Below are 26,166 nucleotides of genomic sequence, written 5' to 3' on the forward strand. Positions count from 1 at the left end.
CCACCACGTGGTATCCATGCGGGGTGGACATCCTCGCTTCTCGGACAATTCTCCGGCCCGTCGATTACCAAAGGACTCTCGAGTTCTACCGTGACGGTCTCTCGTTGGCGGTGTGTCGCGAATACCCCGGAGGGACGGTGTTCTTCGCGGGTCAGGGCCTGATCGAGGTCGCTGCGCACCATCGCGGCGACGAATCGGGGTCGTTCTCCGGTGCGCTGTGGTTACAGGTACGCGATATCGACTCTGCTACAGCGGAATTGACGGCCGCCGGCATCGAGATCGTGCGTGAGGCCCGAACCGAGCCGTGGGGTCTGATCGAGATGTGGATCGAGGATCCGGACGCGATTCCCATCGTGCTGGTGCAGATCCCCCAGGATCATCCGCTGCGGCGGGACAACCGCTAGCCCGTCGACGCGTCGTCGGCGATCGCGCGCAGTACGGCCGTTGCCGACTGCGGCCGCGACCACAGATACCCCTGAGCCAGGGTGCAGCCGAGTTCGAGTGCAGCGTCGGCCTGTTCGCGGCTCTCGATGCCTTCGACGATCATCGTCAGGTCGAGGTCTTTCGCCACTCCGGCCAACGACCTGATCATCGCCCGTCCGGCCACGGTGTCGACGAACCGCGTCAGGTGCCCGTCGATCTTGATGCCGTCGGGCTGCAGCGTCACCAGCCGTTCGAGTGAGGACCAGCCCGAACCGAAGTCGTCCAGCAGCACCCGAAAGCCCAGCCGATGCACGTCGTCGATGTGCCTGCGCAGCAGCGGCCCCGGCGTCACGGCAGTGGTCTCGGTGAGTTCGAGCGAGATCGACGACGGCGACACCCCGGAGGACGCGATGGCGCGCTGCAGCTGGCTGACGCCGTCGGGATGCGCGAGGTGGCGTCCGGAAATGTTGACGGTCAGCCGCAGGTCCGGACGGTGGACGTGCCACTTCTTCATTTCGGCCGCGGCCTGCGCGAGCACACTGAGGTCGACGTCGATGATCAGTTCACTGGCCTCGGCGAACGGTACGAAATCCGCAGGCACCACCATCCCCCGGGTGGGGTGGTGCCAACGCGCCAACGCCTCGAAGCCGACGATCTCCTCCGTCCGCAGATCCACGATCGATTGGAACCAGGGAACGATGTGGCCGTCGGCGATGGAGTCGGCGATGTCGTTGTCGCTACCGAGCCGGATGACGCCCGATCCGACGCGGCGGTGCAGGTCTAGTTGCTCCTCCAGTACCGACGCGAACTGTTCGAGTTCCTGCATCTGCTCACCCGAGAGCGAGCGCGGCGTGCGATCGAGCAGGCAGAGTGTGCCGATCACCAGGCCCTCGCGCCCGCGCAGCGGAACCGACGCGTAGGACGCGATGCCGTTGTCGTCGAGGATGGCGCGCTGCCGGGTGGTGGCGTGGACGCGTCCGTGCGCCACCACTGCGGGTTCGCCGGAGCGCACCACGTCGTCGCAGAGGGTGTCGGCCCGTACCACCGTGGACACCGGCGGTCCGCCGACGTTGACCAGCGTGTACTGAGTGTCTTCGTCGAGCACGTTGAGCTGGGCAATGGCGAATCCGACGCTGCGTGCGGCGAATTCGACCGTCGATCGCAGAGCGGGCGTCGTCGCCTCGACATCGAGGTATCGACGAGCGGAGTCGCTCTGCCGGCGAGACTGGGAGCGCGCGGTGTCCGCGACCTCACCGTCCACCGGCATCACCTCGCAACGAACAGCCGGGCCCGTTCTGGAACCGGATCCAGGTGAGCTTAACCGTGCCACATCTGCAGTTTCGACCGATAGCCCATCCGAGAGCGGTCACAACGACGGATAGCGAGTGTGCAGCAGCCGATGCCGCAGCACCGCCGCGGCGAGTCGCTTGCCTTCGTCGGTCGCGACCGAGCCGACCGGCTGCAGCCTCGACGCCTGGCCCGGGTCCGGCAACTCGAACGCCCCGAGGGCGCTCAGTTCGGCAACCAAGGTCCGAGCAAGCGGCTCGGCGTGCTCGGCAGCGGGCTCCTCGCCGGAATGAGTCCACCCCTCGGCGCGCAGCAGACGCGCCAGGTCGTCTGCTGTCGATTCCACGTCGGCGACATCGTGACCGACGATCATGCGGGCCAGAACGACCTCTGCGGCAATCGTGTCCGGGTGATATTCGGTGCCGACGATGCCTGCGGTGAGCACACGCCAGAGCCCGTCGGAGCTGAGCTGTCGAGTTCGGGCCGTCGGTACCAACCGCCCGGCGGAACGACGCAGCAGACGCACCCTCATCAGGAGGCGTCGGACGATCAGGACTTTCTCCGTGTCGAGTTCGCGGCCAACATGCGAGGGCCGTTCGGCCGCAGGAAACACGGTGTTCGCGATGCTCGCCACCAACTCGTCCGGCAGGTACCCGGCGTCGGTCAACGCGACCCCGTCCCCGATGCATCCGATGAAACTCTCGAGCCTGCGCACACAGCCGTACACCGGCTCGACGGCCTCGTGCAGCGTCTCGCGCAGCCCCAGATACAGCTCGGCCCGCGGTGCGCTGTAGTTGCTCCACAACTCGATGCGGTGGTCGAGAAGCTGTTCGAGCAGGACTGCCTCGGAGTCGTCCTTACCCCGATCGGACGTCAGCACAGCATCGGTGACGCCGCGTCGACGCATGGCCTGCGCGTTGGCACCGAGCGGTCGCCCACCGGGCTTCGACGGCTCGAACTCGCCGGCGATGGTCGCCACTTCCAGTGTCTCGCCGATCTTTTCGACGATGGCCCGCTCGACGCCGGTCGGGGCGTCCTGCCAGGTGACGAGCTCGGTATCGACGGCGCCGATGCCCGATTGTTCGGTGGCGGCGCGATAGTGCTGCAACCACTCGGCGTCGTCGGGTGTTCGCACGAGCTCCTCGGTGACGGCGCTTCGGGCGATCTCCGCGTACCCGACGCGTCCGAGCCGGTCGAGCAGGTCGCCGAGCGCACGGGCGATATCTACGGCGCGATCGGGCCCCTCGGCCGCGTGGCGCAGGTACACCCACAGGTAGGTCTGCACGGAATGTTGCGTCGGGCCCGCGGGCGGAGACACGTCGACCAGACCGTCCCACCCCAGGCGCGCGTCGGCGGCGAGCGCGGGATCGACGGAATCGAAGTACGACAGAGCTGCCCACACCGCGTCGTCCATGCCCGATCCCTTCACGGTGTTCCACTGTTCCACAGCGACTCGATGTCGGGTGACAACCGCGGGTGCGCCCGTCCGCGATCGAGCCGAGCGACTAGCCTCGAGTCCGTGCTCGAGAGCGTATCCATTCCGTCGGGGCCTGCAGCGGCGGAGATCATGCCGCGGCTGAGTCGCATGCTCGCCGGCGACGGCCCGGCCCTGCTTCCCGTGCCCGCCGACGACCCGCGTGAGACCGAGCGCCTGCACGACGCACTGACACCGGGAACCCCCATCGACGACGGCATCGCCCTGGTCGTCGCGACCTCCGGGACGACGGGTGTCCCCAAAGGGGCCATGCTGTCCGCGTCTGCACTGGTGGCGTCGGCGACGGCCACCGAGGAGCGACTCGGCGGACCAGGGTCGTGGCTGTTGGCGTTGCCCGCGCATCACATCGCCGGAATGCAGGTGCTACTCCGCAGCGTGCTCGCCGGAACCTCGCCCGTCGTCATGGACGTGTCCGGTGGTTTCGATCCCTCCGCTTTGATCGACGCGGTGGGATCGATGTCGGGACCCCTGCGCTATACCTCGCTGGTCCCCGGGCAGCTGGTGAAGGCATTCCAGATCCCCGAGGCGGTCGCGGCACTCGCCTCACTGGACGCAGTGCTGCTCGGCGGGGCCGCGACGCCGGTACCACTGCGAGAGAAGGCACACGACGCAGGAATCCGGTTGGTGCGAACCTACGGAATGAGCGAAACCGCCGGCGGCTGCGTGTACGACGGAGTTCCTTTACGCGACACACTGGTTCGAATCCACGACGGCCGGGTCGTGTTGGGCGGCAAAACCGTGGCCTCGGGCTATCGCGGACTACCCGACCATCCGGCCTTCGCCGAACCGGGATGGTTCCGCACCGACGACGCCGGAACCATCGTCGACGGGGTTCTCAGCATCTCCGGGCGACTCGACGAGGCAATCTCTACCGGTGGACTGACCGTCGTGCCGCAGGTGGTCGAAGCCGCACTGATCACGCATCCCGCGGTACTCGAATGTGCAGTCGTGGGATTGCCCGACGAGCGACTGGGCCAGAAAATCGTGGTCGCAGTCGTCGCCTCTGCTCCGGTGACATTGGCGGACCTGCGCTCCCACGTTGCCGCCTCGCTGGACATCACCGCCGCGCCACGAGAATTGTTTCTGCTCGACTCCCTACCCACACGAGGTCCGGGAAAACTGAATCGGGCGGAACTGCAAACTGTGCTGGAGAAGCGCTGAGTTGAGTCCCGTTCGGCGCTGCGTCCCGGGTTTGGCGCTGCGCCCCCGGTTGACCGCCGCGGCCTTCAGTTGACCGCAAACGCGCGCGCGTTCGTCAGGTGCGCGCGGAATCGTCAGCGAACCGGTGGCGAAACTGCGCGCGTTCAGCAAATACGCGCGCGTGTGCGCCGGAACGGTCATTGAGGCGGCGTGCCTTGATGGTGCACCAGTTCCCATCCGGTGTCCGTGCGCCGCCACAGCGAGGTTCTACGAGCGCGCATCTCCGACGTTCTCGAAATCCACTGCAGCAGAACATAATCTGGACCGATCACCCGTCCGACGGGTTCGATCACCTCGATCTCGACGGGGCTTTCGCTGCCGAGCATGTCGAGTATCGACGACTTGTCCCACATCGTGCCCGAGGCTCCGACCTCGGTGAAATCGTCGGCGAGCAGACGGGTCAGTCGCTCGCGATCGCGTCGACATTCGGCAGTCTGCAGCTCTCGTTCGAGCGCGAGAACCGTCGACAGGTCGTTGTCAGCGCTGGGTCGACCGGCGGAGGCAGGCGGCATGGGATGCGCTGTCTCACGCACGAATGCGCGGGCGTTTGTCAGGTGCGCGCGGAATAGACAGCGGACAGGTGGCGAACGTGCGCGCGTTCGGCAAACGCGCGCGCGTTTGCGGCGGAGGTGGGTAGGCGGTGGGTAGGGGCGAGCGGCGGGGGTCCGGCAACCGAGCAACCGCTCAGCCCGCCATCTTGTCGTACAACCGCTTCACGTCCGTCTCCGTCCAGCCCGGCGGCTCGAGGATGTCGGCCCACATGTTCACCGCGTCGGCTCCGTAGCTGTGGCCATGTCCGTCGTCGACGTTCGTGGAGAAGACTTGATCGAAGGTCAACTGCCAGAAGGTCACGAACGGGAACCACTGCACTCCGGGGTCGACGTCGGCACCGCGCGGTTCTCGTAGCCAGTCGGGCCGGTTCAGGATCAGATCCGGCGACCACCACACGATGGGATCGGATGCGTGCTGCCAGTACACAATTCGGGGCTCTTCCCACCGACCACCGATGTCGAGATCCCCGGACGAACTCGCGAAGCGAACGTGCTCTGCGCCGTCGACGACGGGCAGGATCTCGCGGGAACCGGCGTCGCGTCCGGCAGTGATGCGCGCCCACTGAGGCGTGAAGTTCGGGTTGCCGACCCACAGGGCACCGTCGATGCGCGCGATCATGTCCTGCGCGCCGCTGAACGCATCCTGTCCGCCGTAGGCTCCGAGACTCTCGCCGAACAGCACCAGCTTGGGTCGCGAATCCTCGGGGAGTTCGCTCCACACTTCGTACACCGCCTCGAAGAGGGCTCGTCCGGCATCCTGCGGAGTCTGCCGGTCGGCCAGAAATGCCATCGGGCTCGGCAGAAACGAGTACTGCATCGACGCGATCGCAGAATTGCCGTCGTACAGGTATTCCAGAGGGCGAGCGACGGATTCGTTGACCCAGCCCGTTCCAGTGGTAGTGGCAACGGCGAGTACCGGGCGCGAGAACGCGTCGGTGCGTTCGAGCTCGGCGACCACTCGGTCGGCGACACCCTCGATGGTCTCTGCCGACTCGACACCTGCGTACGCGCGAATCGGTTGCACCGCGGGCCTACCGGTGAATGTGCTGATCTCGTCCACGGTGGCACCGGACGCGACGAACCGTCGCCCCTGTTGGCCGAGCGAATCCCACGGCTCATTCGACGCGTCCGAACCGGAAAGCTCCACAGCGCTCGGCTGTTCCACTCCCTCGTCGGTACCACGATCGGCCGTCGAAGCCGACCGTTCGGCGACCGCCACGATGCCGCGAACGAGCGCGCCGTTGACGGCGAACACCACCAACAGGGCCACGACGATCACGCTGGTGATCCTTGCGACCGGCTTCGGCACGTACTGCTTACCCCACCGCGTCAACGCCTGAGATGCTCGCCGCAGCAGACGACCCAACGCCAGCACAGCCACGGCCACCACCAGGGAGACCACCAGCACCGCGATGTACAACGGCCTGCCGGGATCTTCCACGCCGACGAGCTTGCGGACGATCTGCTGCCACCACGATCCCAGGATCAGGAACAGCGGAATCACCACCGCCGCAACAACGGCAAACGCCCACCACCCGCGTCGACGCCACTGCTCGGACCAGTCCGGTGACACCCCACAGCGTCGCACCACCCACGCGATGAGGCATCCGACGCCGTATCCGATCGCGACGCTGATACCGGTGGCAACAGCCTGTAGATACCAGACGCGGGGCAACAGCGACGGAGTCATCGACAGCGCGAAGAACACCACGGCGAACAGCAGGCCCACGGGATGCAGCGCGCGGCAGTACCGATCCCCTCGCGAGCCCCGCCACCACGAACCGATCCGGGCCGACTGCCGTGTAGTCACTACCAGATCGTATTTCTCCGCCGACTGGGCTGCACCCACTTCGACGTGCAAGCATTCAGTACATGAGTGTCCTGGTTTGCTTCCACGCACATCCCGACGACGAGGTGTTCGGTACCGGTGGCGTGATGCGCCTCGCCGCCGATGCCGGCCACCGCGTCGTCCTGGTCACCGCGACCGACGGTGCCCTCGGCGAGTACCCCGACGGCATCCTCGCCGAGGGCGAGACGTTGGCCGAGCGCAGGCGCATCGAGCTGGATCGTTCGGCCGCCGCTCTCGGAGTCGCCCGCATCGTGCGGCTGCACTATGCCGATTCCGGAATGGCCAGTACTGCAGAGAACGCGAACCCGGACGCGTTCTGCAACGTCGACGTCGGCACTGCGGCACAACGATTGGCCGACGTACTGCTCGAGGAGCAGGCCGACGTCGTCACCATCTACGACCCTAACGGTGGCTACGGTCATCCGGACCACATCCAGGTGCACGTCGTCGGCAAGCGCGCCACCGAGATCGCCGGGACTCGTTTCGTGTACGAGACCACCACCAACCGCGATCACATGCGCAAGCTGATGGAAGCCAATCCGCACTGGGGCGAAGAAGCGTCACCGCCGGACATCGAGACCTTCGGCCTGCCGGAAACCGAGATCACGACGGTGGTCGACGTGTCCAGCGTGATGGCCGCCAAACGGGCAGCGATGGAAGCCCACGAAACGCAGGTCGGCGACTTCGGACCGTTTCTGCAGATGTCTCTGGAGGACCTCGCCACCACGTTCGGCACCGAATGGTTCAGAAAGCTACGCGGCACCGGGGGCGTCGGCCTCACGGAGACCTCGCTCCCGCTCTGAACTGGCCGGACAGCGGACGCAAGCGCGATGTACGCGTCGTGCAAGCGCCCGGGGTCATCGTTGGCCCCATGACCACACCAGCAATCGAGGCCCAGAACCTCGTCAAGACATTCGGTAAGCAACGTGCCGTCGACGGCGTGAGCCTGACCGTTCCCACCGGGGCGGTCTACGGCGTCCTCGGTCCCAACGGCGCGGGCAAGACCACGACGGTCCGCATGCTCGCCACCCTCCTGCGGCCCGACGGCGGCTCGGCTCGCGTCTTCGGCCACGATGTCGTCGCCGACGCCACCGCCGTCCGGTCACTCGTCGGCGTCACCGGCCAGTACGCGTCTGTCGACGAGGACCTCACCGCAACCGAGAATCTCGTCGTCTTCTCCCGCCTACTCGGGCTCGGTCGCCGCGAGAGCAAGGCCAAAGCCGTCGACCTCCTCGAGGAATTCGGGCTGACCGAGGCGGCGTCCAGACCATTGAAGAAGTTCTCCGGCGGCATGCGTCGACGCCTCGATCTGGCAGCGAGCCTCATCTCGGCACCACCGCTGCTGTTCCTCGACGAGCCGACCACCGGCCTCGATCCCCGCACCCGAGCGCAGATGTGGGACACCATCCGACGCCTCGTCGCCGAGGGCTCGACCGTCCTTCTCACCACCCAGTACCTCGACGAGGCCGACCAGCTGTGCGATCGAATCGCCGTCATCGACCACGGCCGCGTCATAGCCGACGACACCGCCGACGGGCTCAAGTCCTCGGTGGGTACATCCGCTCTCGCACTGACTCTGACCGACCGACACCAGATCGACGACGCACGAGCGTTGGTTGCCGAGCAGCTGGGCGTCGAGGTGGCCGTCAGCCCCGAGTCGGCTCGCCTCACCGCACCGATGGCCGACACGTCGATCACCCCCGACATCTTGATTCGCTTGCGCGATTTCGGAATCGACGTCAACGAAATCACCGTCACCAAACCCAGCCTGGACGAGGTCTTCCTGACCCTCACCGGCAAGAGCGCAGACGAGGACGCAGCATGACCACCACACTCACCCCGCAGTCTTCGACACACATCGACCCCGCCAACCGACCTGTCGTGCGCCACATCGGCCTGACCCGCACCGCCGCGCAGTCCGTCACCATGAGTTATCGGGGTCTGCTCAAGCTCCGGCACAACCCGGAACAGCTCGCCGATGTGGTCTTCCTACCGATCATCTTCACGCTGATGTTCAGCTACATCTTCGGCGGCGCGGTTGCAGGCGACGTCACCTCGTACCTGCCGTTGATCGTGCCGGGAATCCTGGTGCAAACGGTCATCACCGGCTCCGTCGTCACCGGTACCCAGCTACGCGAGGACATGGACAAGGGCGTCTTCGACCGATTCCGATCGCTCCCTATCGCCCGAATCTCGCCGCTCGCAGGCGCATTGATGGCCGACGTCATCCGCTACCTGATCGCCGCGGTCGTCTGCTTCCTCACCGGACTCGCGATGGGCTACCACCCGGCCGGCGGTGCGCTCGGTCTCGCTGGAGCGGTACTACTGGTGATGTTCTGCGCTTGGGCGATCAGCTGGATCTTCGCACTGCTGGGCACCCTGATGAGCAAAGCCTCGTCGGTTCAGGGCATCTCGATGCTGGTGTTGTTCCCGCTTACCTTCCTGTCCAATGCCTTCGTCGACACCAGCACGATGCCGAGCTGGCTAGGCGCATTCGCCGATGTCAACCCCGTATCCCACCTGGTGACGGCCGTTCGTGAACTGGCGAACAACGGACACTTCGGAATTCACGTCGTGTACTCACTCGTCGGCGGCGCCGTCATCGTCGCGATCTTCGCCCCACTGACCGTCCGAATGTACATGCGCAAGGCCTAGACAAGCGGAAGCAACCGCAGAATCTCCTGCAGCGCAATACTTCTGGTGAATACTGCGGCCCGAGCGAGCCCGGCGTCGACCTCACGGTCACCGGCAATCGCTCGGGCCGCAGCGACATGTCGATCGATCCGCATCGACGGAAAGTCCTGCCGACCCACCGCCCTGCTCGACACCGCCAGCAACTGCATCCCCAACGCCCGGTCTCCGCGGTGAATCTCGAACGAACCCACCGCACACGCAACTGCGCCGAGCATCGGAGTGTCGTAGAAACCGCCCGGCACCAACATATTCCACGGCTTGCGCGTCAGCGCCGCCACCGCATCGGCCATATCCTCGCCGCAACCGTGCAGAACGTGCGCACCCACGGCCGCACACACCAGAATGGTCATGAACGGATCACTCGGATCCTCCGACGGCCACCCACCCAACGCCAACGCGGCACGAAAACCCTCGAGACCCTGCTCGACGGGACCGTCCTCGAGATCCGCAGCAGCCCGCGCCGCCGTCAACGACGCGGAATTCGACCGCTGCTGAGCGCGATCCCAGCGGGCGCCGACGTCAGTGTCCGAGGGTGAATCGAGGGTGATCTCCTGCCCCTGCGCCGAGGCTTCCAACTCGTCGATCAGTCCCCGTCCCTCGTCCACGCGACCGGCTCCGATCAACGCCACCGCCAGAAAAGCGCGCGTCTGCATGCTCTCCTCGAACGCATGCATCTCCCACATGACGTCGGCCGAGGTTCGGTAGTACTCCACGGCCCGCGCGTAGTCACCCGACAGCCCGTACGAGCTGGCCAGCGTCTGCGACGTCGAGCCAACGGCCCACAGGTCGCCCCGACGCCGTGCGATGACGAGCGCCTGCTCGCCGTCTCGGATCGACTCGTACAGGCGGCCCGAGTTCTGAGCCAGCATCGAGCGAACGACGTATGCGTTGCAGCGAACGTCGTCGTACTCGGATCGAATGGCCAGGGCCAGTTTTCGGGCCAATCCTCGACCCCCGGCGTGGTGGACCACAACCTCCGAGTTGAAGCGCAACCCCGGCGACATCCCGGCTCGACTGTTCAGCAGGTGCCGGAGATCCATGCGAATGCGAGCTACCCGACGAAGATCCCCGCCGTAGGCGAAGTGGGCTGCCAGCACCAGCAGGGCCATCGCGGCATTGTCGTCGGGCGTGCCGACCATCCCGCCACGCATGCTTCTCGACACCCGGTCTGCCCAGTTGAGCACCTCCGAATGCGCCCCGCGCATGGCCCAGAAGTAGCCCAGTACCGAGAACAACGTGCACACGTGGTCCGAAAACTGTTGCACATGAGAATGTCTCATCACCGACAGCAGGTTGTCGTGTTCGGCCTCCATGAGCGCTACCATCTCGGCCGGACGCCCACCGGAATAGCCGGCGGACACCCGAACCGCGACGGACGTGGACCACTCACGCAGTCGTGCTGCGACTTCTTGGACCTCGCCGCTGGCGTCGAGCTGCTCCTCGCCGTACTCGCGCACCGTCTCGAGCATGTGGTACCGAATTCCGGTCGTCGTCTCGACCACGCTGAGCATGGACTGATTCACCAGACCGTCGAGCGCAGCTGAAACATCCTCCACTGCAGCCCATTGCGCCACCTGCCTCGCTGCGTCGAGATCGAATCCCGCTGGGAACCGGCACAGTCGACGCAGCGCCGCCTGCTCGGAGGCGTCGAGCAGATTCCAACTCCAGTCGATGACGGCGTGCAACGTCCGATGCCGTTCGGGCCTGGTTCGATCCGCCGATTTCAGTAGCGTGAAGCGACGGTCGAGCCTCGCGTCGATCTCCTCGACGCTCATCGACTTGACCCGTGCCGCAGCCAGTTCGATCGCCAACGGCAATCCGTCCAACGTACGGCACAGGCGGGCCACCGCGTCGGGTTCGAGGTGCGCCGACGGCCGGACTGCCCGCGCTCTGATGCAGAACAGTTCCGTCGCAGGCGAATTCGAGCCGATGAGGCCCAGTGACGGCAGCGGAAAGACCGACTCGGCCGTGATCCCCATCGGGGAACGCGACGTCGCCAGCACCGTCACCGCGTCGGTCGACGCAACCAGGGCGTCGACCACCACCGCGACCTCGTCGATCACGTGCTCGCAATTGTCGAGAATCAGCAAGCCCCGCCGCGTCGAGAAGACGTCGACCAGTCGTTCCCGAATCGAATGGACCCGGGCGACCGGAAGCCCACCGACCTTGACGTCGGCCTCGGTGAGGCCCAGGGTCGCTCCGATCGCCGAGGCGACGTCCTCCTCGCTGCGCAGCGATGCCAGTTCGACGAAAGCTACCGACATGTGGGCACCGGCGCGGCGTCCGAGTTCGTGTGCGATCCGCGTCTTACCCGCGCCGCCGGGACCGAGGACCGTGGTCACACGAGAACTGCCGAGCAGTACCTCGATCGCGTCGACGTCGTCGCCTCGTCCGATGAGTGCGTTCGGTGCGGCGCGCAGACCGATGGCCTGCAGCATCTTCGGTGTGGTGTGTCCCAGAATCTCGGTGTTCAACGCGGTCACGGCCGGCGATGGGTCCGTTCCCAGACGTTCGGCGAGTTCGGTTCGCAACGCCGCGAACAGCGTGAGGGCTTCGTTGGATCTGCCTGCGCCGTGCAATGCACGCATGAGGTCGGCGGTAGCAAGTTCGTCGGTTGGATCTGCGGCGACTCTCGCCCGAGCAAGCGGGATGGCGTCGTCGAAACGGCGCAACCCGAGCAGCGCCGAGATCTGTATGGACCTCAGCGCGACCTCGAGCAGTTCGGCCTGCACTCGGACCGATTCCGCAGGCTCCCCTCGCCACAGCCTCAGGGCGTCGAGCACACCGTCGAGAGCGTCCTGCCACTGCGAAGAAGCGAGCCGACCCTCCGCAGCGCGAGTGAGGACACGCGCGCGGCCGAGGTCGGTGTCGTCGGAGTCGAGAGCCAACCGATAGCCACCGCGGTTGCTCTCGAGAACGCCTGCGGGCAACACCGACCGCAGCCGAGAGATCTGCGTCTGCAGAGCGTTCTTCGGCGAACGGGGAGGCTCGTCGGGCCACACCTCGTCGATGAGCGCCTGCGCCGACCGCATCCGCCCCGGTGCCAGCGCCAAGGCCACCAGCAGGGCCTGCGCTCGCGCACCCGGTACCGCAACGAGATCGCTGCCGATTCGGGTCGCGACCACGCCGAGGATCCCCACCACCGGGAGATCGGTCGTGAGGTGATTCGTCCGAGGATGCGCGATATCGATGGGCACTGCCACCAGATCGTAGGCCGATGATGTGACCCCATCGACCTGACCTTCGGATTGTTTCGAGCCTCTAACCAAACCGCGAGACGGTACAGTGTTCACGTCGCCTGTCATGAGGGCGAGTTCTTCAGACCTGAACACCGTCACCGAAATGGAGAGGCCGGAGAAGCGATGCGTTCGTCAGTGGGGGTGTCCCTGGGCACGTGCGGCATTCGCACGGCACGGACCACCGAAGACGGCGCGTGGACCGACGGCACCCAGTTCGACGATTGGCAGCTCTCCCCCACCGCGTCCGACGTCGCGCGCGTCGTCCGCGGCATCGTCGACAGTCCGGACGCGCCCCAATCACTCGGCGTCGCGTATCGCACCCCCGAGGAACGCACCGGGATCACCGACGCGCTGGCCGAGGAGTACGTCTCCGACGTCCACCTCATCGACAGGACGGGCGCGGCAATGGAGTACCTGCGCCCGGGGCTTCCCTCCCATCACCGAACGGTCGCGCTGTTCGACGCGGGCGAGACCGGAGTCGACGTCGACATCGTGGACGTCGAATCCGGCCGCTCCTACGGTTCGGCGCGGACCACCGCCATGAGCGGTGCCTCCTTCGACGCTGTGGTCCGTGAACACATACTCGGACTCGGCATAGTGCGTCCGCCCCAATCTCCGGACGAAGACAGTGCGCTCACGGCGTTCTGCCGCGGGATCAAGGAAGCGCTGTCCTCGCACCTGACCACCAGCACTCCCGACGGCGAGCACATCCTCCTCGAGCGGCACATCTTCGAGTTGTCCATTGCACGCTCCACCGAAATGGCCGCCGAAACGGTGCGTCAACTCGGCCTCGAGGCCGAGTTCTATCCCGACGCCGTCATCGCCATCGGCGGCACGTCCAACGTTCCGTTGGTCCGTGCCACCCTCGAACGCTTCCTGCAACTGCCGGTCGTCGTCCCGGACAGACCAGAGCTGGTCGTCGCCGGCGGTGCCGCGGTACACGCCACCCACGTCGACGCGACCCACGTGCCGCCCCTCGTCTCGCACCGCCCCGCGTTGGCACGGCTGGGCATGATCGCACTACCGATCGCGGGCGTCATCGCCGCGATCGGACTGTTCACCGCACTCGGATCCAGCGACGAGAGTCAACCGCTGAGCACCCCCGCCAGCGTCGGTGAGTCGGTTCCGCAAACCACGACGCCTGCCGCCACCAGCACCACGACGGCCACATCGTCGCCGCCCCCCGACATCCCACCTCCCCCACCGACCACCACCGCACCTGCACCTGCTGCCGCCGATGCAGCGCCCTACGTGCAATACCAGCAGCCGCACTACTACCCGCCACCACCTCCGCCTCCCCCCACGGTGCCCCTCCCACAGATTCCCGGTGTCCAGATGCCCGTCATCCCGCTGCCGGTATTGCCGCGCCTGCCGTTCTGACCGGCCGCGTTCTCACCCGTCGGACAGATACGGAAAGATCGTCGCTCATGGCCACCACTGCGCAATGGATCGAAGGTGCGCGACCGCGCACACTCCCGAATGCGATCGCCCCCGTCCTCGTCGGCACCGGTGCGGCCGTATCGCTGGACGGAGGAGTGTGGTGGAAGGCGCTGCTGGCGTTGGTCGTCTCGCTGGCTCTGATAGTCGGCGTCAACTTCGCCAACGATTACTCCGACGGAATCCGTGGCACCGACGACGATCGAGTCGGGCCCCTGAGACTGGTCGGCTCGAAGGCCGCGTCCGCCGGGGCAGTCAAGAAGGCCGCCATCGGTTGCTTCGCAGTCGGCGCAGTGGCCGGACTGGTCCTGGCTGCGACCAGCGCGTGGTGGCTGGTCATCGTCGGGCTCGTCTGCATCGCCGGTGCCTGGTACTACACCGGCGGCTCGAAGCCGTACGGCTACAGCGGTTTCGGCGAGATCGCCGTGTTCGTGTTCTTCGGTCTCGTTGCGGTTCTCGGCACCCAGTTCGTGCAGGCCGAGCAGATCGACTGGGCGGGAGTGTTGGCAGCGGTGGCTGTCGGATCGTTCTCGAGTGCAGTCCTGGTCGCCAACAATTTGCGCGACATCCCCACCGACACCGAATCCGGGAAACTCACTCTCGCAGTGCGATTGGGCGACACCCGCACTCGCTACCTGCATCTCGCGTTGCTGGTGGTGCCGTTCGCGATGACCGTCGTTCTGATCGCTCGCACCCCATGGGCGTTGGTCGGCCTGCTCGCGCTTCCCTTCGCGGCTCGCGCGAATTCCCCGGTACGCAAGGGAGCTCATGGATTCGAGCTGATTCCGGCGCTGCGCGATTCGGGCCTGGCGATGCTCGTCTGGGGCGCGAGCACCGGCGTTGCGTTGGCCTTCGCCTAACGCTTGTCGGGCACGAACGCGCCCAACAGGAAGTTCACGATCGAGATGATGATCGCGCCCCAGAACGCGGCGGCGAAACCGACGATCTCGAGACCGTAGCCGGTCTGCGACGACAGCCAGCCCGTCAACAACAGCATCAACGCGTTGATCACGAGAGTGAACAGCCCGAGAGTCAGAATCAGCAACGGCAGCGACATGAGCTGCACCAGCGGCTTGATGAACGCATTGACGATCGTCAACACGGCCGCGATACCCAGCAGCACCACGATGTCCCACCCGTCGCCGCGCCCCGAGCTGGTGACAGTGATGCCGTCCACGAATTCTTTGGCAACCCAGATGGCAACGGCGTTGATCACGAGCCGAATCAAGAAGTTCATGGCGCCATCGTAGAGTCGCAAACGGCCGAGAGCTACGCCGTCCGCACGAGCGAGACAACCGATCGCAACTGCTCGAGTGAGCATTGCTGCTGCACCAGTTCGGTGAACGACGGATCGGCACCACGAACCAAACCGAGAAGAATATGTTCGACGCCGATCTCGCGGTCCCGTCGTTCGACGGCTTCCTTCAGCGACAGCTTCAGCACTTCCTTGGCCGATGCGGCGAACGGGAGGTGATGCGGTACTGAAGTCTGCGCGCCCTCCAGTGCGCCCGGGCCGAGAGTGGAGTCGATCGTCGAGACGATGGCGTCCAGATCGATTCCGAGAGACTTCAGCGCACGCGCATCCTGAGACTGCGCGTCCGCGAGAACTCCGTCGACTGTGAATCCGGCTGCCCCCAGTGCCTTCTTCAGAGGTTCGTCGGCATGATCGAGGGCACCGAGAAACAGGTGTACGGGCTCGATCCGGTGCGAATGCAACGCCCGCGCGTGGCCCTGCGCGCCGACGACGACAGCTCTGGCCGACTTGGTGAATCGCTCGAACATGATTGTCTACCTTCCCTTTCCGCCGTGCTTCTTGTGGACGGCCTGCCTGCTGACTCCCAGCGAGTCGGCAATCGCCTGCCAGGCCCAGCCGTTGCGTCGTGCATTGGCGACCTGAACGGCCTCCAGGCGCTCGAGCAACCGCCGAAGAGCGGCTACCGCACGCAGCCCCTCCCCCGGATCGGAGCTGGCGGCTGCGGCAGCAAGTGCAGTGGCTTCGGTCATGATGTCAATATAAGTTGACAAGAGGTAGCTGTCAACTTCGGTTGACGCAATGACCTACGGCGCATTCAGCGATCCAGGTCGATGTCGACAGTCACCCGCCCACGGTCGTCACGAGTCGCCACGGCAAGGCCGGAGTGATGGACGCCGGCGAGGTCGACATCGACCCGACCGCCGTCGCTCTCGAAGTTTCGCCACCAGCTCTTCTTGTCCGGCACGGCCACCGCAACTTTCACGTGATTGCCCGTTCGCTTGTAGGCCACTGGCAGTGAGAACTCCTTGCCGGATTTCCGGCCGGTATAGGTCAGGATCCCCATCGACCGTCCGAGCACTCTGTCGAGCACCGGCGCCTTCATGACGACCACGAAAACCTTGTTGAACGCTGCTGCCGATTTCTGGAAGGTGTTCACTGTGCCGCCTCCGGGGTTGCCCTGCACGTGATGCCGAGCGTAGCGGCGTTGCCGCTCGACGGAGTCGTCACTGCGAGGACACACCGTCTTCCATCGACTCGGCCAATATGTTCAGGGCTTCGAGGACTCGCTCCCGTCGCGCACCCAATGCGTCGAACAATCGGCCGTGAGCCGCAAGCTCGCGCGGAAAGACCTCGTCCACAACATCTTTGCCCGCGTCGGTCAACGTGATCGACGCGGACCTCCGATCCTCGGCGTTCTGCACGCGTTCGAGGAATCCGCGGCGCTCGAGTTTCCCCAACGCCTTGCCGACTCCGGCGCGAGTCATACCGAGCAGTTCGGCCAACCGAACTGCCGTCACGGGTTCCGTGCCGTAGCGCAGCGGCACCATCAGTTCGACCTCGGCCACGGTGACGTCGGCGGCGTCGTAGATCGGTTCGACGGCCAACTCGAGGAGCGCGACGATGCGCTTGATCTGGGCAACCACCTGCATCGGCGAGGCGTCGAGGCCGGGGTTGGATTCGGCCCACCGTGTGCAGGTCAGTTCACGAAGCGATGCGTCGGTCATCGTCACCACCAATATTGTTAACCAGTTGACAGTCCTGCTACGTTCAGACTCTAGCCCATCGACTTCGAGGAGCCCTCTTGACGTACGACACCGTGGTGGTCGGCGGCGGACCCGCCGGGCTCAGTGCCGCAACACTGTTGGCCCGCGCTCGCCGGCGAGTGGTCCTGGTCGACGCCGGGCATCCACGCAATGCGCCTGCCGATCATGTTCACGGTTTCCTGTCGCGTGATGGCGCATCGCCGCACGAGCTACGCCAGGAGGGAATCCGGGAAGTGCTCCGCTACGGCGGGGAGCTAGTGCAGGACAATGTCACTCGCATCGACGACGGATTCACGGTTCACCTCGAGAGTGGCTCGGTTCTGGATTCTCGATCGATACTGGTGGCCACCGGTCTCCGCGACGAGCTGCCCGACATTCCGGGCGTACGGGAGCATTGGGGCTCAGGGGTCTTGCATTGTCCGTACTGCCACGGCTACGAGGTGCGAGATCAACCCATTGCCGTGATCGGCGGATCGAATCGACCGTTCACCGTCCATCAGGCCTCGCTGATTCGCCAATGGTCCTCGGACGTCATCTTCTTCACCAACGGGATCGAGCTGACCGAAGACGAACGGATCGGACTCGACGCCCGATCGGTCGGAATCGTGGACGTCCCCGTCTCTCGGCTCGTCACGGAAGACGGCATCGTCGCCGGCGTCGAACTCACCGACGGCAGCGTCGTTCCCAGAGCGGTCGTCTTCGTCGGCCCGACATTCGTCCCCAACGACGGTCTGCTGACCCGGATCGGTTGCGCGCGACTGGAGAACGGGTGGGTAGCAACCGACCCGACCGGCCGCACCAGCGTGGACGGACTGTGGGCCGCGGGCAACGTCTCGGATTCGCCTGCACAATTGATCAATTCGGCGGCAGCAGGCTCTCGGGCAGCGATCGACATCAATCACTACCTGCTGGCTCTCGATGTCGCCTTGGCCGTTCGCTCGCGCTGAGCGCCTCGACCAGGGCGGCAGAACTTGTCGGTGGTCGGTTCTACACTTCTCGGCAACGGGTCGAATACGTGTTCGGCCCTTCGTCGCTGGGGGGTGACATGGGGCTACGCGAGTCGACATGGATGGCTGACGATCACTCTGCACTCGCCGACGTTCTCGGTGCGCGCAGAACGATCAACGCTGCTGCCGCATCGGAACTGGCGCTCATGGACGACTACGTTCGCGGCCGAACCGCATTCGCCTCGCCGTGGGACACAGGAGTGACCGAAAAGGATCTCTACAGCTCGGCGATCTGCGAGCTGGCGGCGGCACTGTCGTCCACCTTCGCGTCGGTCAACAACAAGGTGCAGATGTGGCGCCGATTGCAGCCATCGGTGAAACGTCGATTCGTCGACGGTTCACTCGACATGGAGCGGGTCAGGACGATTCACGATCACTTGCTCCACGCTCGACCGAACACGGTGGTCGACATCGAAGCCGAGGTCCTCAAGGCCGCCAGAGAGATGGCACCGGGCGCTCTGGGGCGCGAGATCGATCGACTGCTCACCGAAGCCGATCCGGATTGGGACCGCGAAGTGCGCAAGCGTGCTGCGCGCACGGAGAAGCGAATCCGGTTGCGGAGACGAGCACGAGGAATGTCCAGCCTCACCACGGTGATGACCGATGGCGAAGCCGACGAACAGATTTCACGGATCGACGGCGAGATCGCGCGCCTGCACCCGGAGGATCCTCGATCCCCCGATCAACGACGAGGCGAAGCACACAATGCGTTGATGCGTGGCGAGGCACTTATGTGCCAGTGCGCATCGTGCCTGACCTCCCGCGGTGACGTCGCGATTCCCGAGGCCGACGAGCCGCAGCCAGCTGGCGCGACCGACGCTTCGACCAGCGACACAGCCGGATCCGACGAGACATCCACTGCGAGTTCGGAATCCGCGCCACAGGGGCCGGTGCGGCCGATCAGGCAACCGCCACCGGCCACAGCGCCACCCGGGGACACAGCACCACCCGACAAGGCACAGCGATCGCGACCAGGAGGAGGGACGCTGATCGAGCGTTGGCGGGCCGTCGTCGAGAGCAATCCCCTCGGCGTGCACGCGTTGTACCCCGACGGTCACGGAGGCATGACGGTTCCGCCACCGGGGGCACTGTCCTACAAGCCGAGCAGGGCACTCGCGGCGCGAGTTCGCGCCGACCATCCGTACTGCCTGCATCCTGGATGCGACGTGCCTTCGGACCGGTGCGACCTCGACCACGTCGTCGAGTTCGATCGGCAGAATCCGGAGCGAGGGGGGTGGACGATCTCGACGAACATCGGCCCGCGCTGTCGACTCCACCACAACCTGAAAACGCGCAAACTCTGGCACACGGAACTACTACCGGAAGGGGTGCTGCACATCGTCGACCCACTCGGACGCCACTACTTCACTGCGCCGACCCTGTGAAGATTCGATCACCTAGGGTTGGTTCGGTGAGCACCGCGAATCTGACTCGGACCGAAACTCGCAGGCGATCGCGCCACATCGGCGGGGTGAACTATCGCGTTCACCTGGATCTTCTGCGCGCAGAGGACGCAGACCTCGACACCTTCGAGACAGTGACGACGATCGAATTCGACGCGACCACAGCGGCGACATGGGTCGATTTCATCGGTGCCTCGGTCGACGAGGTCACTGTCAACGGCATCGACGCGGCGGTCGATTACGACGGTTCACGGATTCAACTGGTGGGGCTCGCCGAGCACAACATCGTCCGGATTCGCGCGCGCGGACGGTACAGCCGGTCGGGTGAAGGACTGCATCGGTTCGTCGATCCTGTCGACGACAACGTCTATCTCTACACGCAGTACGAACCTGCCGATGCACGCCGGGTGTTCGCGAACTTCGAGCAACCGGACCTCAAAGCGCCCTTCACTCTGACGGTGACGGCTCCACCGACGTGGACCGTGCTGTCGAACCGTGAGGGAGTCACTGCCGACACTGTCACCACCTTCGCTCCCACCCTGCCGATATCGACCTACATCACCGCGATTGCGGCCGGTCCGTATCACCGCGTCCAATCGTCCTGGACAAGAGGTGAACTCACCGTCCCTCTCGGCGCGTATTGCCGGGCGTCGCTCGCCGAATACTTCGATGCCGAGGACATCTTCGACATCACGAAGCAGGGCCTGGACTTCTTTCACGACAAGTTCGACTACCCGTACCCGTTCGGAAAGTACGACCAGATCTTCGTCCCCGAATACAACCTCGGCGCGATGGAGAACCCAGGCCTCGTCACGTTCACCGAATCGTATGTATTCCGTTCTGCGGCAACCGAAGCCCAGTACGAGGCCCGAGCAAACACGATTCTGCACGAGATGGCGCACATGTGGTTCGGTGACCTCGTCACGATGCAGTGGTGGGACGACCTGTGGCTCAAGGAATCCTTCGCGGACTTCATGGGTGCGTACGCGTCGGCCGAGGCGACCCGATTCACCGATGCCTGGGTCAGCTTCGCCAACCGACGAAAAGCGTGGGCATACCTGCAGGACCAGCTCCCGACCACTCACCCGATCGTCGCCGACATCACCGACCTCGAGGCCGCGAAGCTCAACTTCGACGGCATCACCTACGCCAAGGGGGCGAGCGTCCTCAAACAACTCGGGGCGTTCGTGGGTGCAGATGCCTTCTTCGCCGCGTCCCGCAACTACTTTCGCACCCATGCTTTCGGTAACACCACACTGACGGATCTGCTGAGCGAGATGTCCGCAGCGAGCGGACGCGACCTCGACACCTGGGCTGCAGCATGGCTGCAGACCACCGGCGTCTCCACGCTCAGCTACACCGGCGATGCCGTCGAGCAGACAGATCCGCGGCCTCACCGAATCGCCGTCGGGCTCTACGATCTCGACGACGCGGGGAATCTGACGAGAACCCACCGCCGAGAACTCGACATCACCGATGCACGAACGCCGGTCGACTTTCCCGATGCCGCACTGGTGCTGCTCAACGACGACGACCTGACGTATGCCAAGATCCGATTCGACGAGCGCTCGACTACCACCGTGCGGAACCACCTCGATCGCATCGTCGATCCCCTCGCCCGAGGCCTGGTGTGGTCAGCGCTGTGGAACTCCACCCGCGATGCCGAGATGTCTGCGCTCGAGTACATCGACATCGCAACCGAATTCGCGCCAAACGAGCCCAAGATCGGCCTGCTGTCGGCGGTCACGGCCAACGTGGCGTACGCCCTCGAGCATTACCTCCCGGAGGACCGACGGGGCGAACCCACCCGGCAGTGGCTCGAGGCGTCGTGGACGCAACTGCATGCGAGCGAGCCAGGGAGCGATAGCCAGTTGGTGTGGGCGCGAGCCACTGCGGCCGCGGCCCAACTCGACGGTTCCCGCGCGCCCGACCTGCGCGCACTTCTCGACGGCGCGGCGACGGTGCCAGGACTGCGTCTCGATCCCGATCAGCGCTGGTCGTTCTGGCTGGCCCTGGCCGCAACCGGGAACGCGACCTCGGCCGAGCTCGACGCCGAGCTGGCCTCCGACGACACCTCGTCGGGGCGCACCTCACACACCGCGGCGTCGACGGCGATACCCGATGCCGAGGTCAAGGCGCGGGCGTGGACTGCCATCACCGAGCGCGACGATGCGTCCAACGATGTTCTCGACGCCTTCATCACCGGCTTCGGGGCCGGGCACCGACCGGACCTGACGCAGGAGTATCACGACCGGTACTTCGAGGCCATCTCGTCGTTGTGGACCTCGCGCAGCATCGAGATCGCGAGGCGAATCGTCGTCCGCCTGTTCCCGCAGCAGTCGTCGACGGAGGCCGCGGACAGCTGGCTCGCCGAGCACGAGTGGGCACCGGCTGCCCTGCGGCGCTTGGTGATCGAGCAACGAGACCACCTTGCGAGGAGCCTGCGGGTGCAGGCGCGGCTAGGGTGATAATCATGCCCACCAACGCCACTCGCCGCTCGCTCGCCACGTCCGCGCTCGCTGCCGGCGGTCTGCTCGGCGGCTTCGCCGTTGCCCGGCAGTCACACAATCGTCAGCTCGGCGGAGCGGTGCTCGCAGCCGTCGGCGTGGCATGCACGACCCGCTGGCAGAAATCCTCGGGCTCGGCCCGTGCCGGTGCCTTGCTCGGGACCTATCTCGTCGCGTTCGGTGCCTCGCACCCGCTGGCCAAGAAGATCGGTGCCTGGCCGGCGGTCGCCGCGGTGTCCGCTGCAACTGCAGCGGCATCGATGGCGGTGGGCAAGTAGGTCGCCTCAGAGCACTCCGGTACGAATGAACTGTTCGAGCACTGCGGTCGGTTCATCGAGATCCATTCCCTGGTTCGAAACCCAGGCGTCGTCGAAATAGGTCTGCGAATACCGATCTCCGCCGTCGCACAGCAGTGTCACTACGCTCCCGCTGCGGCCTGCGGCAATCATTTCCGCGATCAATCCGAAGGCACCCCAGATGTTGGTGCCCGTCGATCCGCCCACTCGTTTGCCGAGTGCGTCCGAGGTGAATCGTGCGGCGGCCACGGAGGCGGCGTCGGGCACTGCAATCATTCGATCGATCACCTGGCCGACGAACGAGGGTTCGACGCGCGGTCGGCCGATGCCCTCGATGCGGGAGGACAGCCCTGTCTCGTAGCCCGCGTCTCCGGACTCGTAACCGCCGATGAACGCCGAATTCTCGGGGTCCACCACTGCCAATTGCGTTGCGTGCCTGCGATATCGGATGTAGCGGCCGATGGTGGCGCTGGTTCCACCGGTCCCTGCACCGACGACCACCCAGTCGGGAATGGGACATTCCTCGAGCCGCAGCTGGTCGAAGATGGACTCGGCGATGTTGTTGTTTCCGCGCCAGTCGGTGGCTCGTTCGGCGTGCGTGAACTGGTCCATGTAATGACTGTCGGGCTCGGCCGCGAGTCGATGCGCTTCGGTGTACATCTCGCCGGGTTGATCGACGAAGTGACATCTCCCGCCGTGGGACTCGATGAGAGCAATCTTGGCCGGGCTGGTGCTCCGTGGCATCACGGCGACGAATTTCAATCCGAGCAATCCGGCGAAATACGCTTCACTGACGGCAGTGGAGCCCGACGAGGCCTCGATCACCGTGGTGCGTTCGGTGACCCAGCCGTTGCAGATTGCGTACAAGAAGAGCGACCGAGCCAGCCGGTGCTTCAGGCTGCCGGTGATGTGCGTCGACTCGTCTTTGAGGTACAGCGAGATTCCCCAGGCAGCGGGGAGCGGGTATCGCAGCAAGTGCGTGTCGGCGCTGCGTTGGGAATCGGCCTCGATCAACCGGACCGCATTGTCGACCCATGCCCGGGATCCCGAGTGATCGACCGACCTGGTCATTTCTTGCCGTCTTCACCGCGCAGCTTCGACTGCAGGTCCGCGCGCGCGGCGCGCCTGTCCTCGTCGACAGCTGCGATGGACTCGTTGACGCGAATACGCATGTTCTTGAACAGGAGCAGCGACAGCGGTAGCGAGATCAGCACCGAGAAAATCGCGGCCACGAGTACCGGGACCTCGACACCGAAGAGTAAACCGACGCCGACGATGACGGCCGCGATCACGACGACGAGCGCCAATCGCGCGAAGGTGTAGACACCGAGGTTGACGGCGAGGGACTTCTTCGCCGACCTACCTGGCGCGGCGTTTTCGCTGGTGGGATCGTTGCTCTCTGCATTCGTCGCGTCGCTCACGGGTCCCAATCTACCGGGCTCGGCGGGCACTTCGACCCACCCCCAGCATGACCGATTTGTCCATTACCTCCCCTTTACCAACCTTGTATCAGTCGAGTACCTAGGGGTTCGAGTGCAACCATGGGGATCGAACGCAGTAGACCGATATCTCCGGTTCGACGCACATGCGCCCAACCGCATCGTAGGAGGACACGACAGATGAGCGCACCCACATTCCACAAGGCTCAGGACTCACTTCTCACACCGGGTCAGGTAGCCGCGCTTTTTCACGTCGACCCCAAGACAGTGACACGCTGGGCACACGCCGGCCGCCTCGGATCGCTCCGCACTCCGGGCGGGCACCGTCGATTCCGCGAGACCGAGGTCATGCAACTGCTGACCTCTCTGACGACGGAAGCCGGCGCACACCGCTGATTCGCGAGTCCCCGAGAGCAATCCATCCGCAGTATCCGCACCCGTACGAACTCATCGAACATTCTCAGGAATCTTCGTCGCTCGACGGGTGCGGAGGCGGTTGCATCACGGCTACCCTCGTAGTAGGAGGTGCGTCGTGATCTATCTATTGGCGTTGATCGGCTTGGTGGCAGTCATCGTGCTGTTCTGGAAGGCATTCGGACCCAGCACGCAGGCTCCACCCACCCGCACTGTCGGACCCGATGACGATCCCGATTTTCTGTGGCGAATCAACCGTGAAGCTCGCCGCGGAGGGAAAGACGGGACCGAGGCCGGTACCGAACCCAGCGAATAGGGTCCGGTAGTTCTCAGTTGCGGTGGGCAGCGGTGGGTGCGTCAGGGAATCCTGCCGCTACCGCCGCCGCGACTTCCAACAGTGCCTTTCGCGTGCGCCCACGAAGACGATCGAGTTCGATTTCCGCCCCCTCCTCGAGATGCGGGTCGAACGGGATGGTCCGAACACGGGCGCACCGTTGCTCGAAGTGTTCGACAACTTTCTGCAGGTCGACCTTTCCGGCTCGGGGCCGAACCCCGTTGACCACCGCAACCGATGTGGCGACCAGCTCGCGGTAGCCGTGTGCATCGAGCCAATCCAAGGTTGCCGACGCGCTCCGCACGCCGTCCACCGACCCCGAACTGACTACCACCAGCGTGTCGGCTCCCTCGAGAATGCTCTCCATGGCCGAGTGCATCAGACCGGTGCCGCAGTCCGTGATGACGATGCTGTAGAACTTCTCCAACAGCGATACCGCGCGATCGTAATCCTCACCGCTGAATGCCTCCGACGCCGCCGGATCCGAATCGGATGCCAACACCTCCAGTCGATGCGCGTTCTGCGACGTGTAGGCCCTGACGTCGCTGTAGCGGTCCAGAGACTCTATGTCGCGCAACAAATTACGAACGGTGGCAGTCGTCTCGGGCGGCACCTTCTGCCCCAGCGTTCCGCGATCGGGGTTGGCATCGATCGCGATCACCCGATCACCTCGAATCTCGGCGAACGTCGAGCCGAGGGTGGCCGTCGTCGTGGTCTTGCCGACGCCCCCCTTCAGCGACAGCACTGCGACGCGATGGCACCCGACGAGAGGACGGTCCACCTGCGCGGTCAAAACCAGGCGGCGCTGCTGGGCGGCACTGTTACCGACATCCACACGACCGCCCGACATCAGATACAGCGCCCGACGCCACCCTGCCACCGGCGGCACATTCCCTGATCGGACGAGCAACGAACTGCCGAGATCGAGCGACGACACCGGCTGCTCCCCCGACCGACTCGGGTCAATGGCCGGTACCGCTCCCGGCGCGACAACCAACGCGTCCACAGCGCCTTGCCTGAGCTGCTGGGGCTGACTGGGATGCGGCAGATTCTGATGCGGCTGAGTCTGATGCTGCGGCTGGGGCCATTGGCCGGGCTGAGGCCCCCACTGATTCTGGGCGTTACACTGATTCTGGGGATTCCATTGGCCCTCCGGCGCCAACTGCCCATGCGGGCCGCCTTGATTCTGCGGAGCCCAATAGTTCTGCTGCCCAGCCTGATTCTGCGGCCCACCGAAATTCTGCGGAGCCCAGTGGTTCTGCGGGGCCCAGTCGTTCTGCGGGGCCCAGTTCTGAGGCACCGGATTCTGAGGCACCGGATTCTGAGGCACTTGGTTCCGAGGCGGGGGCGGTCCCGATGCGACGGGCGGCGTGTGTGAAGGAGTTGGCTTCACGGTCGACGCCACAGGAGGCTTCGGCGGTTCGACGGGTTTCGCCGTTGCGGTCTTGTCCACCGCGGCCGGGGTCGCGGCGACCACGGCATTTCCACCTTCTACCGGTCCAGACCCGTCCTTCGGTTGGGTAGGGCGCGGCGCAGAAACCGGTGGCGGTGTGGGCGCGGCCTCGGGCTGCGT

Annotated in this window: 26 protein-coding genes; 13 read left to right on the forward strand and 13 right to left on the reverse strand. The window is 65.3% G+C overall.

What is annotated here, in order from left to right; genetic code table 11:
• Positions 1-23 precede the first annotated feature (23 nt).
• Positions 24-404, forward strand: a complete 381-nt coding sequence (locus tag QM615_RS21035) for a VOC family protein (RefSeq protein WP_121873433.1) — start codon at positions 24-26, stop codon at positions 402-404.
• Here the strand turns inward: QM615_RS21035 and QM615_RS21040 are convergent.
• Together QM615_RS21040 and QM615_RS21045 are read right to left on the reverse strand one after the other, a co-directional pair.
• A complete protein-coding gene (locus QM615_RS21040; RefSeq protein WP_262498467.1) occupies positions 401-1,684 on the reverse strand; it encodes a sensor domain-containing phosphodiesterase in 1,284 nt (427 codons plus the stop codon). The two genes, QM615_RS21035 and QM615_RS21040, sit on opposite strands and share 4 nt — an antisense overlap.
• Before the next feature lie 105 nt (positions 1,685-1,789).
• A complete protein-coding gene (locus tag QM615_RS21045) occupies positions 1,790-3,139 on the reverse strand; it encodes a hypothetical protein (RefSeq protein ID WP_149406743.1) in 1,350 nt (449 codons plus the stop codon).
• Positions 3,140-3,277: 138 nt separating this feature from the next.
• On the opposite strand from QM615_RS21045, the gene menE reads away from it, so the two are divergent.
• Entirely contained in the window at positions 3,278-4,366 is a 1,089-nt protein-coding gene (menE, locus tag QM615_RS21050) for an o-succinylbenzoate--CoA ligase (RefSeq protein WP_262498477.1), read from the forward strand.
• 176 nt (positions 4,367-4,542) lie between these two features.
• On the opposite strand, the gene QM615_RS21055 is transcribed toward menE, so the two are convergent.
• A complete protein-coding gene (locus QM615_RS21055) occupies positions 4,543-4,917 on the reverse strand; it encodes a nuclear transport factor 2 family protein (protein WP_149406681.1) in 375 nt (124 codons plus the stop codon).
• 172 nt (positions 4,918-5,089) lie between these two features.
• The gene (locus tag QM615_RS21060) at positions 5,090-6,766 is read right to left on the reverse strand and encodes an alpha/beta hydrolase (protein ID WP_262498466.1); all 1,677 of its coding nucleotides are present in this window, start codon (positions 6,764-6,766) and stop codon (positions 5,090-5,092) included.
• Positions 6,767-6,828: 62 nt separating this feature from the next.
• On the opposite strand from QM615_RS21060, the gene QM615_RS21065 reads away from it, so the two are divergent.
• The 3 genes from QM615_RS21065 (at position 6,829) to QM615_RS21075 (ending at position 9,460) form a co-directional block, all read left to right on the forward strand.
• Positions 6,829-7,608 (forward strand): PIG-L family deacetylase, encoded by a 780-nt coding sequence (locus QM615_RS21065; protein WP_149406680.1) that lies wholly within the window; start codon positions 6,829-6,831, stop codon positions 7,606-7,608.
• A 68-nt stretch (positions 7,609-7,676) separates the two neighbouring features.
• Entirely contained in the window at positions 7,677-8,630 is a 954-nt protein-coding gene (locus QM615_RS21070; protein WP_149406679.1) for an ATP-binding cassette domain-containing protein, read from the forward strand.
• Positions 8,627-9,460 carry an ABC transporter permease gene (locus QM615_RS21075; RefSeq protein WP_149406678.1) on the forward strand — a complete coding sequence of 278 codons (834 nt, stop codon included), beginning with the start codon at positions 8,627-8,629 and terminating at the stop codon, positions 9,458-9,460. The genes QM615_RS21070 and QM615_RS21075 overlap by 4 nt, the downstream gene beginning before the upstream one ends.
• Here QM615_RS21075 and QM615_RS21080 read toward each other — a convergent pair.
• On the reverse strand, positions 9,457-12,702 hold the full coding sequence (locus tag QM615_RS21080; protein WP_262498465.1) for an AfsR/SARP family transcriptional regulator: 3,246 nt from the start codon (positions 12,700-12,702) through the stop codon (positions 9,457-9,459). The two genes, QM615_RS21075 and QM615_RS21080, sit on opposite strands and share 4 nt — an antisense overlap.
• 159 nt (positions 12,703-12,861) lie before the next feature.
• On the opposite strand from QM615_RS21080, the gene QM615_RS21085 reads away from it, so the two are divergent.
• Together QM615_RS21085 and QM615_RS21090 are read left to right on the forward strand one after the other, a co-directional pair.
• On the forward strand, positions 12,862-14,118 hold the full coding sequence (locus QM615_RS21085; protein ID WP_149406676.1) for a DUF7159 family protein: 1,257 nt from the start codon (positions 12,862-12,864) through the stop codon (positions 14,116-14,118).
• 47 nt (positions 14,119-14,165) lie between these two features.
• Positions 14,166-15,035, forward strand: a complete 870-nt coding sequence (locus QM615_RS21090; RefSeq protein ID WP_121873440.1) for a 1,4-dihydroxy-2-naphthoate polyprenyltransferase — start codon at positions 14,166-14,168, stop codon at positions 15,033-15,035.
• On the opposite strand, the gene QM615_RS21095 is transcribed toward QM615_RS21090, so the two are convergent.
• The 5 genes from QM615_RS21095 to QM615_RS21115 all read right to left on the reverse strand — a co-directional run bounded on the left by QM615_RS21095 (position 15,032) and on the right by QM615_RS21115 (position 17,154).
• A complete protein-coding gene (locus tag QM615_RS21095; protein ID WP_121873441.1) occupies positions 15,032-15,412 on the reverse strand; it encodes a phage holin family protein in 381 nt (126 codons plus the stop codon). The two genes, QM615_RS21090 and QM615_RS21095, sit on opposite strands and share 4 nt — an antisense overlap.
• A gap of 32 nt (positions 15,413-15,444) precedes the next feature.
• The gene (locus tag QM615_RS21100; protein WP_149406675.1) at positions 15,445-15,957 is read right to left on the reverse strand and encodes a Clp protease N-terminal domain-containing protein; all 513 of its coding nucleotides are present in this window, start codon (positions 15,955-15,957) and stop codon (positions 15,445-15,447) included.
• 6 nt (positions 15,958-15,963) lie between these two features.
• Complete coding sequence (locus QM615_RS21105; protein WP_121873443.1) at positions 15,964-16,179, reverse strand: helix-turn-helix domain-containing protein; 216 nt, start codon at positions 16,177-16,179, stop codon at positions 15,964-15,966.
• Between the two features lie 65 nt (positions 16,180-16,244).
• Positions 16,245-16,670 carry a nitroreductase/quinone reductase family protein gene (locus QM615_RS21110; RefSeq protein ID WP_262498464.1) on the reverse strand — a complete coding sequence of 142 codons (426 nt, stop codon included), beginning with the start codon at positions 16,668-16,670 and terminating at the stop codon, positions 16,245-16,247.
• On the reverse strand, positions 16,654-17,154 hold the full coding sequence (locus tag QM615_RS21115; protein WP_149406674.1) for a MarR family winged helix-turn-helix transcriptional regulator: 501 nt from the start codon (positions 17,152-17,154) through the stop codon (positions 16,654-16,656). Before QM615_RS21115 ends, QM615_RS21110 begins: the two co-directional genes overlap by 17 nt.
• Positions 17,155-17,231: 77 nt before the next feature.
• Between QM615_RS21115 and QM615_RS21120 the strand changes: the two genes are divergently transcribed.
• The 4 genes from QM615_RS21120 (at position 17,232) to QM615_RS21135 (ending at position 22,388) form a co-directional block, all read left to right on the forward strand.
• Positions 17,232-18,140, forward strand: a complete 909-nt coding sequence (locus tag QM615_RS21120; RefSeq protein ID WP_149406673.1) for an NAD(P)/FAD-dependent oxidoreductase — start codon at positions 17,232-17,234, stop codon at positions 18,138-18,140.
• Between the two features lie 122 nt (positions 18,141-18,262).
• Positions 18,263-19,585, forward strand: a complete 1,323-nt coding sequence (locus tag QM615_RS21125) for an HNH endonuclease signature motif containing protein (RefSeq protein ID WP_149406672.1) — start codon at positions 18,263-18,265, stop codon at positions 19,583-19,585.
• 26 nt (positions 19,586-19,611) lie between these two features.
• Positions 19,612-22,071, forward strand: coding sequence for an aminopeptidase N (gene pepN / locus QM615_RS21130; RefSeq protein WP_149406671.1), 2,460 nt, complete (start codon positions 19,612-19,614; stop codon positions 22,069-22,071).
• A gap of 5 nt (positions 22,072-22,076) precedes the next feature.
• Positions 22,077-22,388 carry a hypothetical protein gene (locus tag QM615_RS21135; RefSeq protein WP_149406670.1) on the forward strand — a complete coding sequence of 104 codons (312 nt, stop codon included), beginning with the start codon at positions 22,077-22,079 and terminating at the stop codon, positions 22,386-22,388.
• 6 nt (positions 22,389-22,394) lie between these two features.
• Here the strand turns inward: QM615_RS21135 and cds1 are convergent, their stop codons facing one another.
• Both cds1 and QM615_RS21145 read right to left on the reverse strand, forming a co-directional pair.
• A complete protein-coding gene (cds1, locus tag QM615_RS21140) occupies positions 22,395-23,477 on the reverse strand; it encodes an L-cysteine desulfhydrase Cds1 (RefSeq protein WP_121873447.1) in 1,083 nt (360 codons plus the stop codon).
• Positions 23,474-23,827 (reverse strand): DUF4229 domain-containing protein, encoded by a 354-nt coding sequence (locus QM615_RS21145; RefSeq protein ID WP_121873448.1) that lies wholly within the window; start codon positions 23,825-23,827, stop codon positions 23,474-23,476. The genes cds1 and QM615_RS21145 overlap by 4 nt, the downstream gene beginning before the upstream one ends.
• Positions 23,828-24,025: 198 nt before the next feature.
• Here QM615_RS21145 and QM615_RS21150 point away from each other — a divergent pair, with 198 nt between their 5' ends.
• Together QM615_RS21150 and QM615_RS21155 are read left to right on the forward strand one after the other, a co-directional pair.
• Entirely contained in the window at positions 24,026-24,241 is a 216-nt protein-coding gene (locus QM615_RS21150) for a BldC family transcriptional regulator (RefSeq protein ID WP_121873449.1), read from the forward strand.
• Between the two features lie 136 nt (positions 24,242-24,377).
• Positions 24,378-24,575, forward strand: a complete 198-nt coding sequence (locus tag QM615_RS21155) for a hypothetical protein (RefSeq protein ID WP_032393904.1) — start codon at positions 24,378-24,380, stop codon at positions 24,573-24,575.
• Positions 24,576-24,588: 13 nt separating this feature from the next.
• Here the strand turns inward: QM615_RS21155 and QM615_RS21160 are convergent, their stop codons facing one another.
• On the reverse strand, positions 24,589-25,923 hold the full coding sequence (locus tag QM615_RS21160) for a MinD/ParA family ATP-binding protein (RefSeq protein ID WP_283347887.1): 1,335 nt from the start codon (positions 25,921-25,923) through the stop codon (positions 24,589-24,591).
• Between the last annotated feature and the right edge of the window lie 243 nt (positions 25,924-26,166).

The sequence above is a fragment of the Rhodococcus sp. IEGM 1341 genome (assembly GCF_030056895.1).
In the GTDB taxonomy this organism is placed as follows: Bacteria; Actinomycetota; Actinomycetes; order Mycobacteriales; family Mycobacteriaceae; genus Rhodococcoides.

Excerpts from the sequence above, each read along its gene's own strand:
- menE (WP_262498477.1), top strand. The coding sequence starts at position 3,278 with ATGCCGCGGCTGAGTCGCATGCTCGCCGGCGACGGCCCGGCCCTGCTT.
- QM615_RS21055 (WP_149406681.1), bottom strand. The coding sequence starts at position 4,917 with ATGCCGCCTGCCTCCGCCGGTCGACCCAGCGCTGACAACGACCTGTCG.
- QM615_RS21065 (WP_149406680.1), top strand. The coding sequence starts at position 6,829 with ATGAGTGTCCTGGTTTGCTTCCACGCACATCCCGACGACGAGGTGTTC.
- QM615_RS21070 (WP_149406679.1), top strand. The coding sequence starts at position 7,677 with ATGACCACACCAGCAATCGAGGCCCAGAACCTCGTCAAGACATTCGGT.
- QM615_RS21075 (WP_149406678.1), top strand. The coding sequence starts at position 8,627 with ATGACCACCACACTCACCCCGCAGTCTTCGACACACATCGACCCCGCC.
- QM615_RS21085 (WP_149406676.1), top strand. The coding sequence starts at position 12,862 with ATGCGTTCGTCAGTGGGGGTGTCCCTGGGCACGTGCGGCATTCGCACG.
- QM615_RS21090 (WP_121873440.1), top strand. The coding sequence starts at position 14,166 with ATGGCCACCACTGCGCAATGGATCGAAGGTGCGCGACCGCGCACACTC.
- QM615_RS21095 (WP_121873441.1), bottom strand. The coding sequence starts at position 15,412 with ATGAACTTCTTGATTCGGCTCGTGATCAACGCCGTTGCCATCTGGGTT.
- QM615_RS21100 (WP_149406675.1), bottom strand. The coding sequence starts at position 15,957 with ATGTTCGAGCGATTCACCAAGTCGGCCAGAGCTGTCGTCGTCGGCGCG.
- QM615_RS21105 (WP_121873443.1), bottom strand. The coding sequence starts at position 16,179 with ATGACCGAAGCCACTGCACTTGCTGCCGCAGCCGCCAGCTCCGATCCG.
- QM615_RS21115 (WP_149406674.1), bottom strand. The coding sequence starts at position 17,154 with ATGACCGACGCATCGCTTCGTGAACTGACCTGCACACGGTGGGCCGAA.
- QM615_RS21125 (WP_149406672.1), top strand. The coding sequence starts at position 18,263 with ATGGCTGACGATCACTCTGCACTCGCCGACGTTCTCGGTGCGCGCAGA.
- QM615_RS21135 (WP_149406670.1), top strand. The coding sequence starts at position 22,077 with ATGCCCACCAACGCCACTCGCCGCTCGCTCGCCACGTCCGCGCTCGCT.
- cds1 (WP_121873447.1), bottom strand. The coding sequence starts at position 23,477 with ATGACCAGGTCGGTCGATCACTCGGGATCCCGGGCATGGGTCGACAAT.
- QM615_RS21150 (WP_121873449.1), top strand. The coding sequence starts at position 24,026 with ATGAGCGCACCCACATTCCACAAGGCTCAGGACTCACTTCTCACACCG.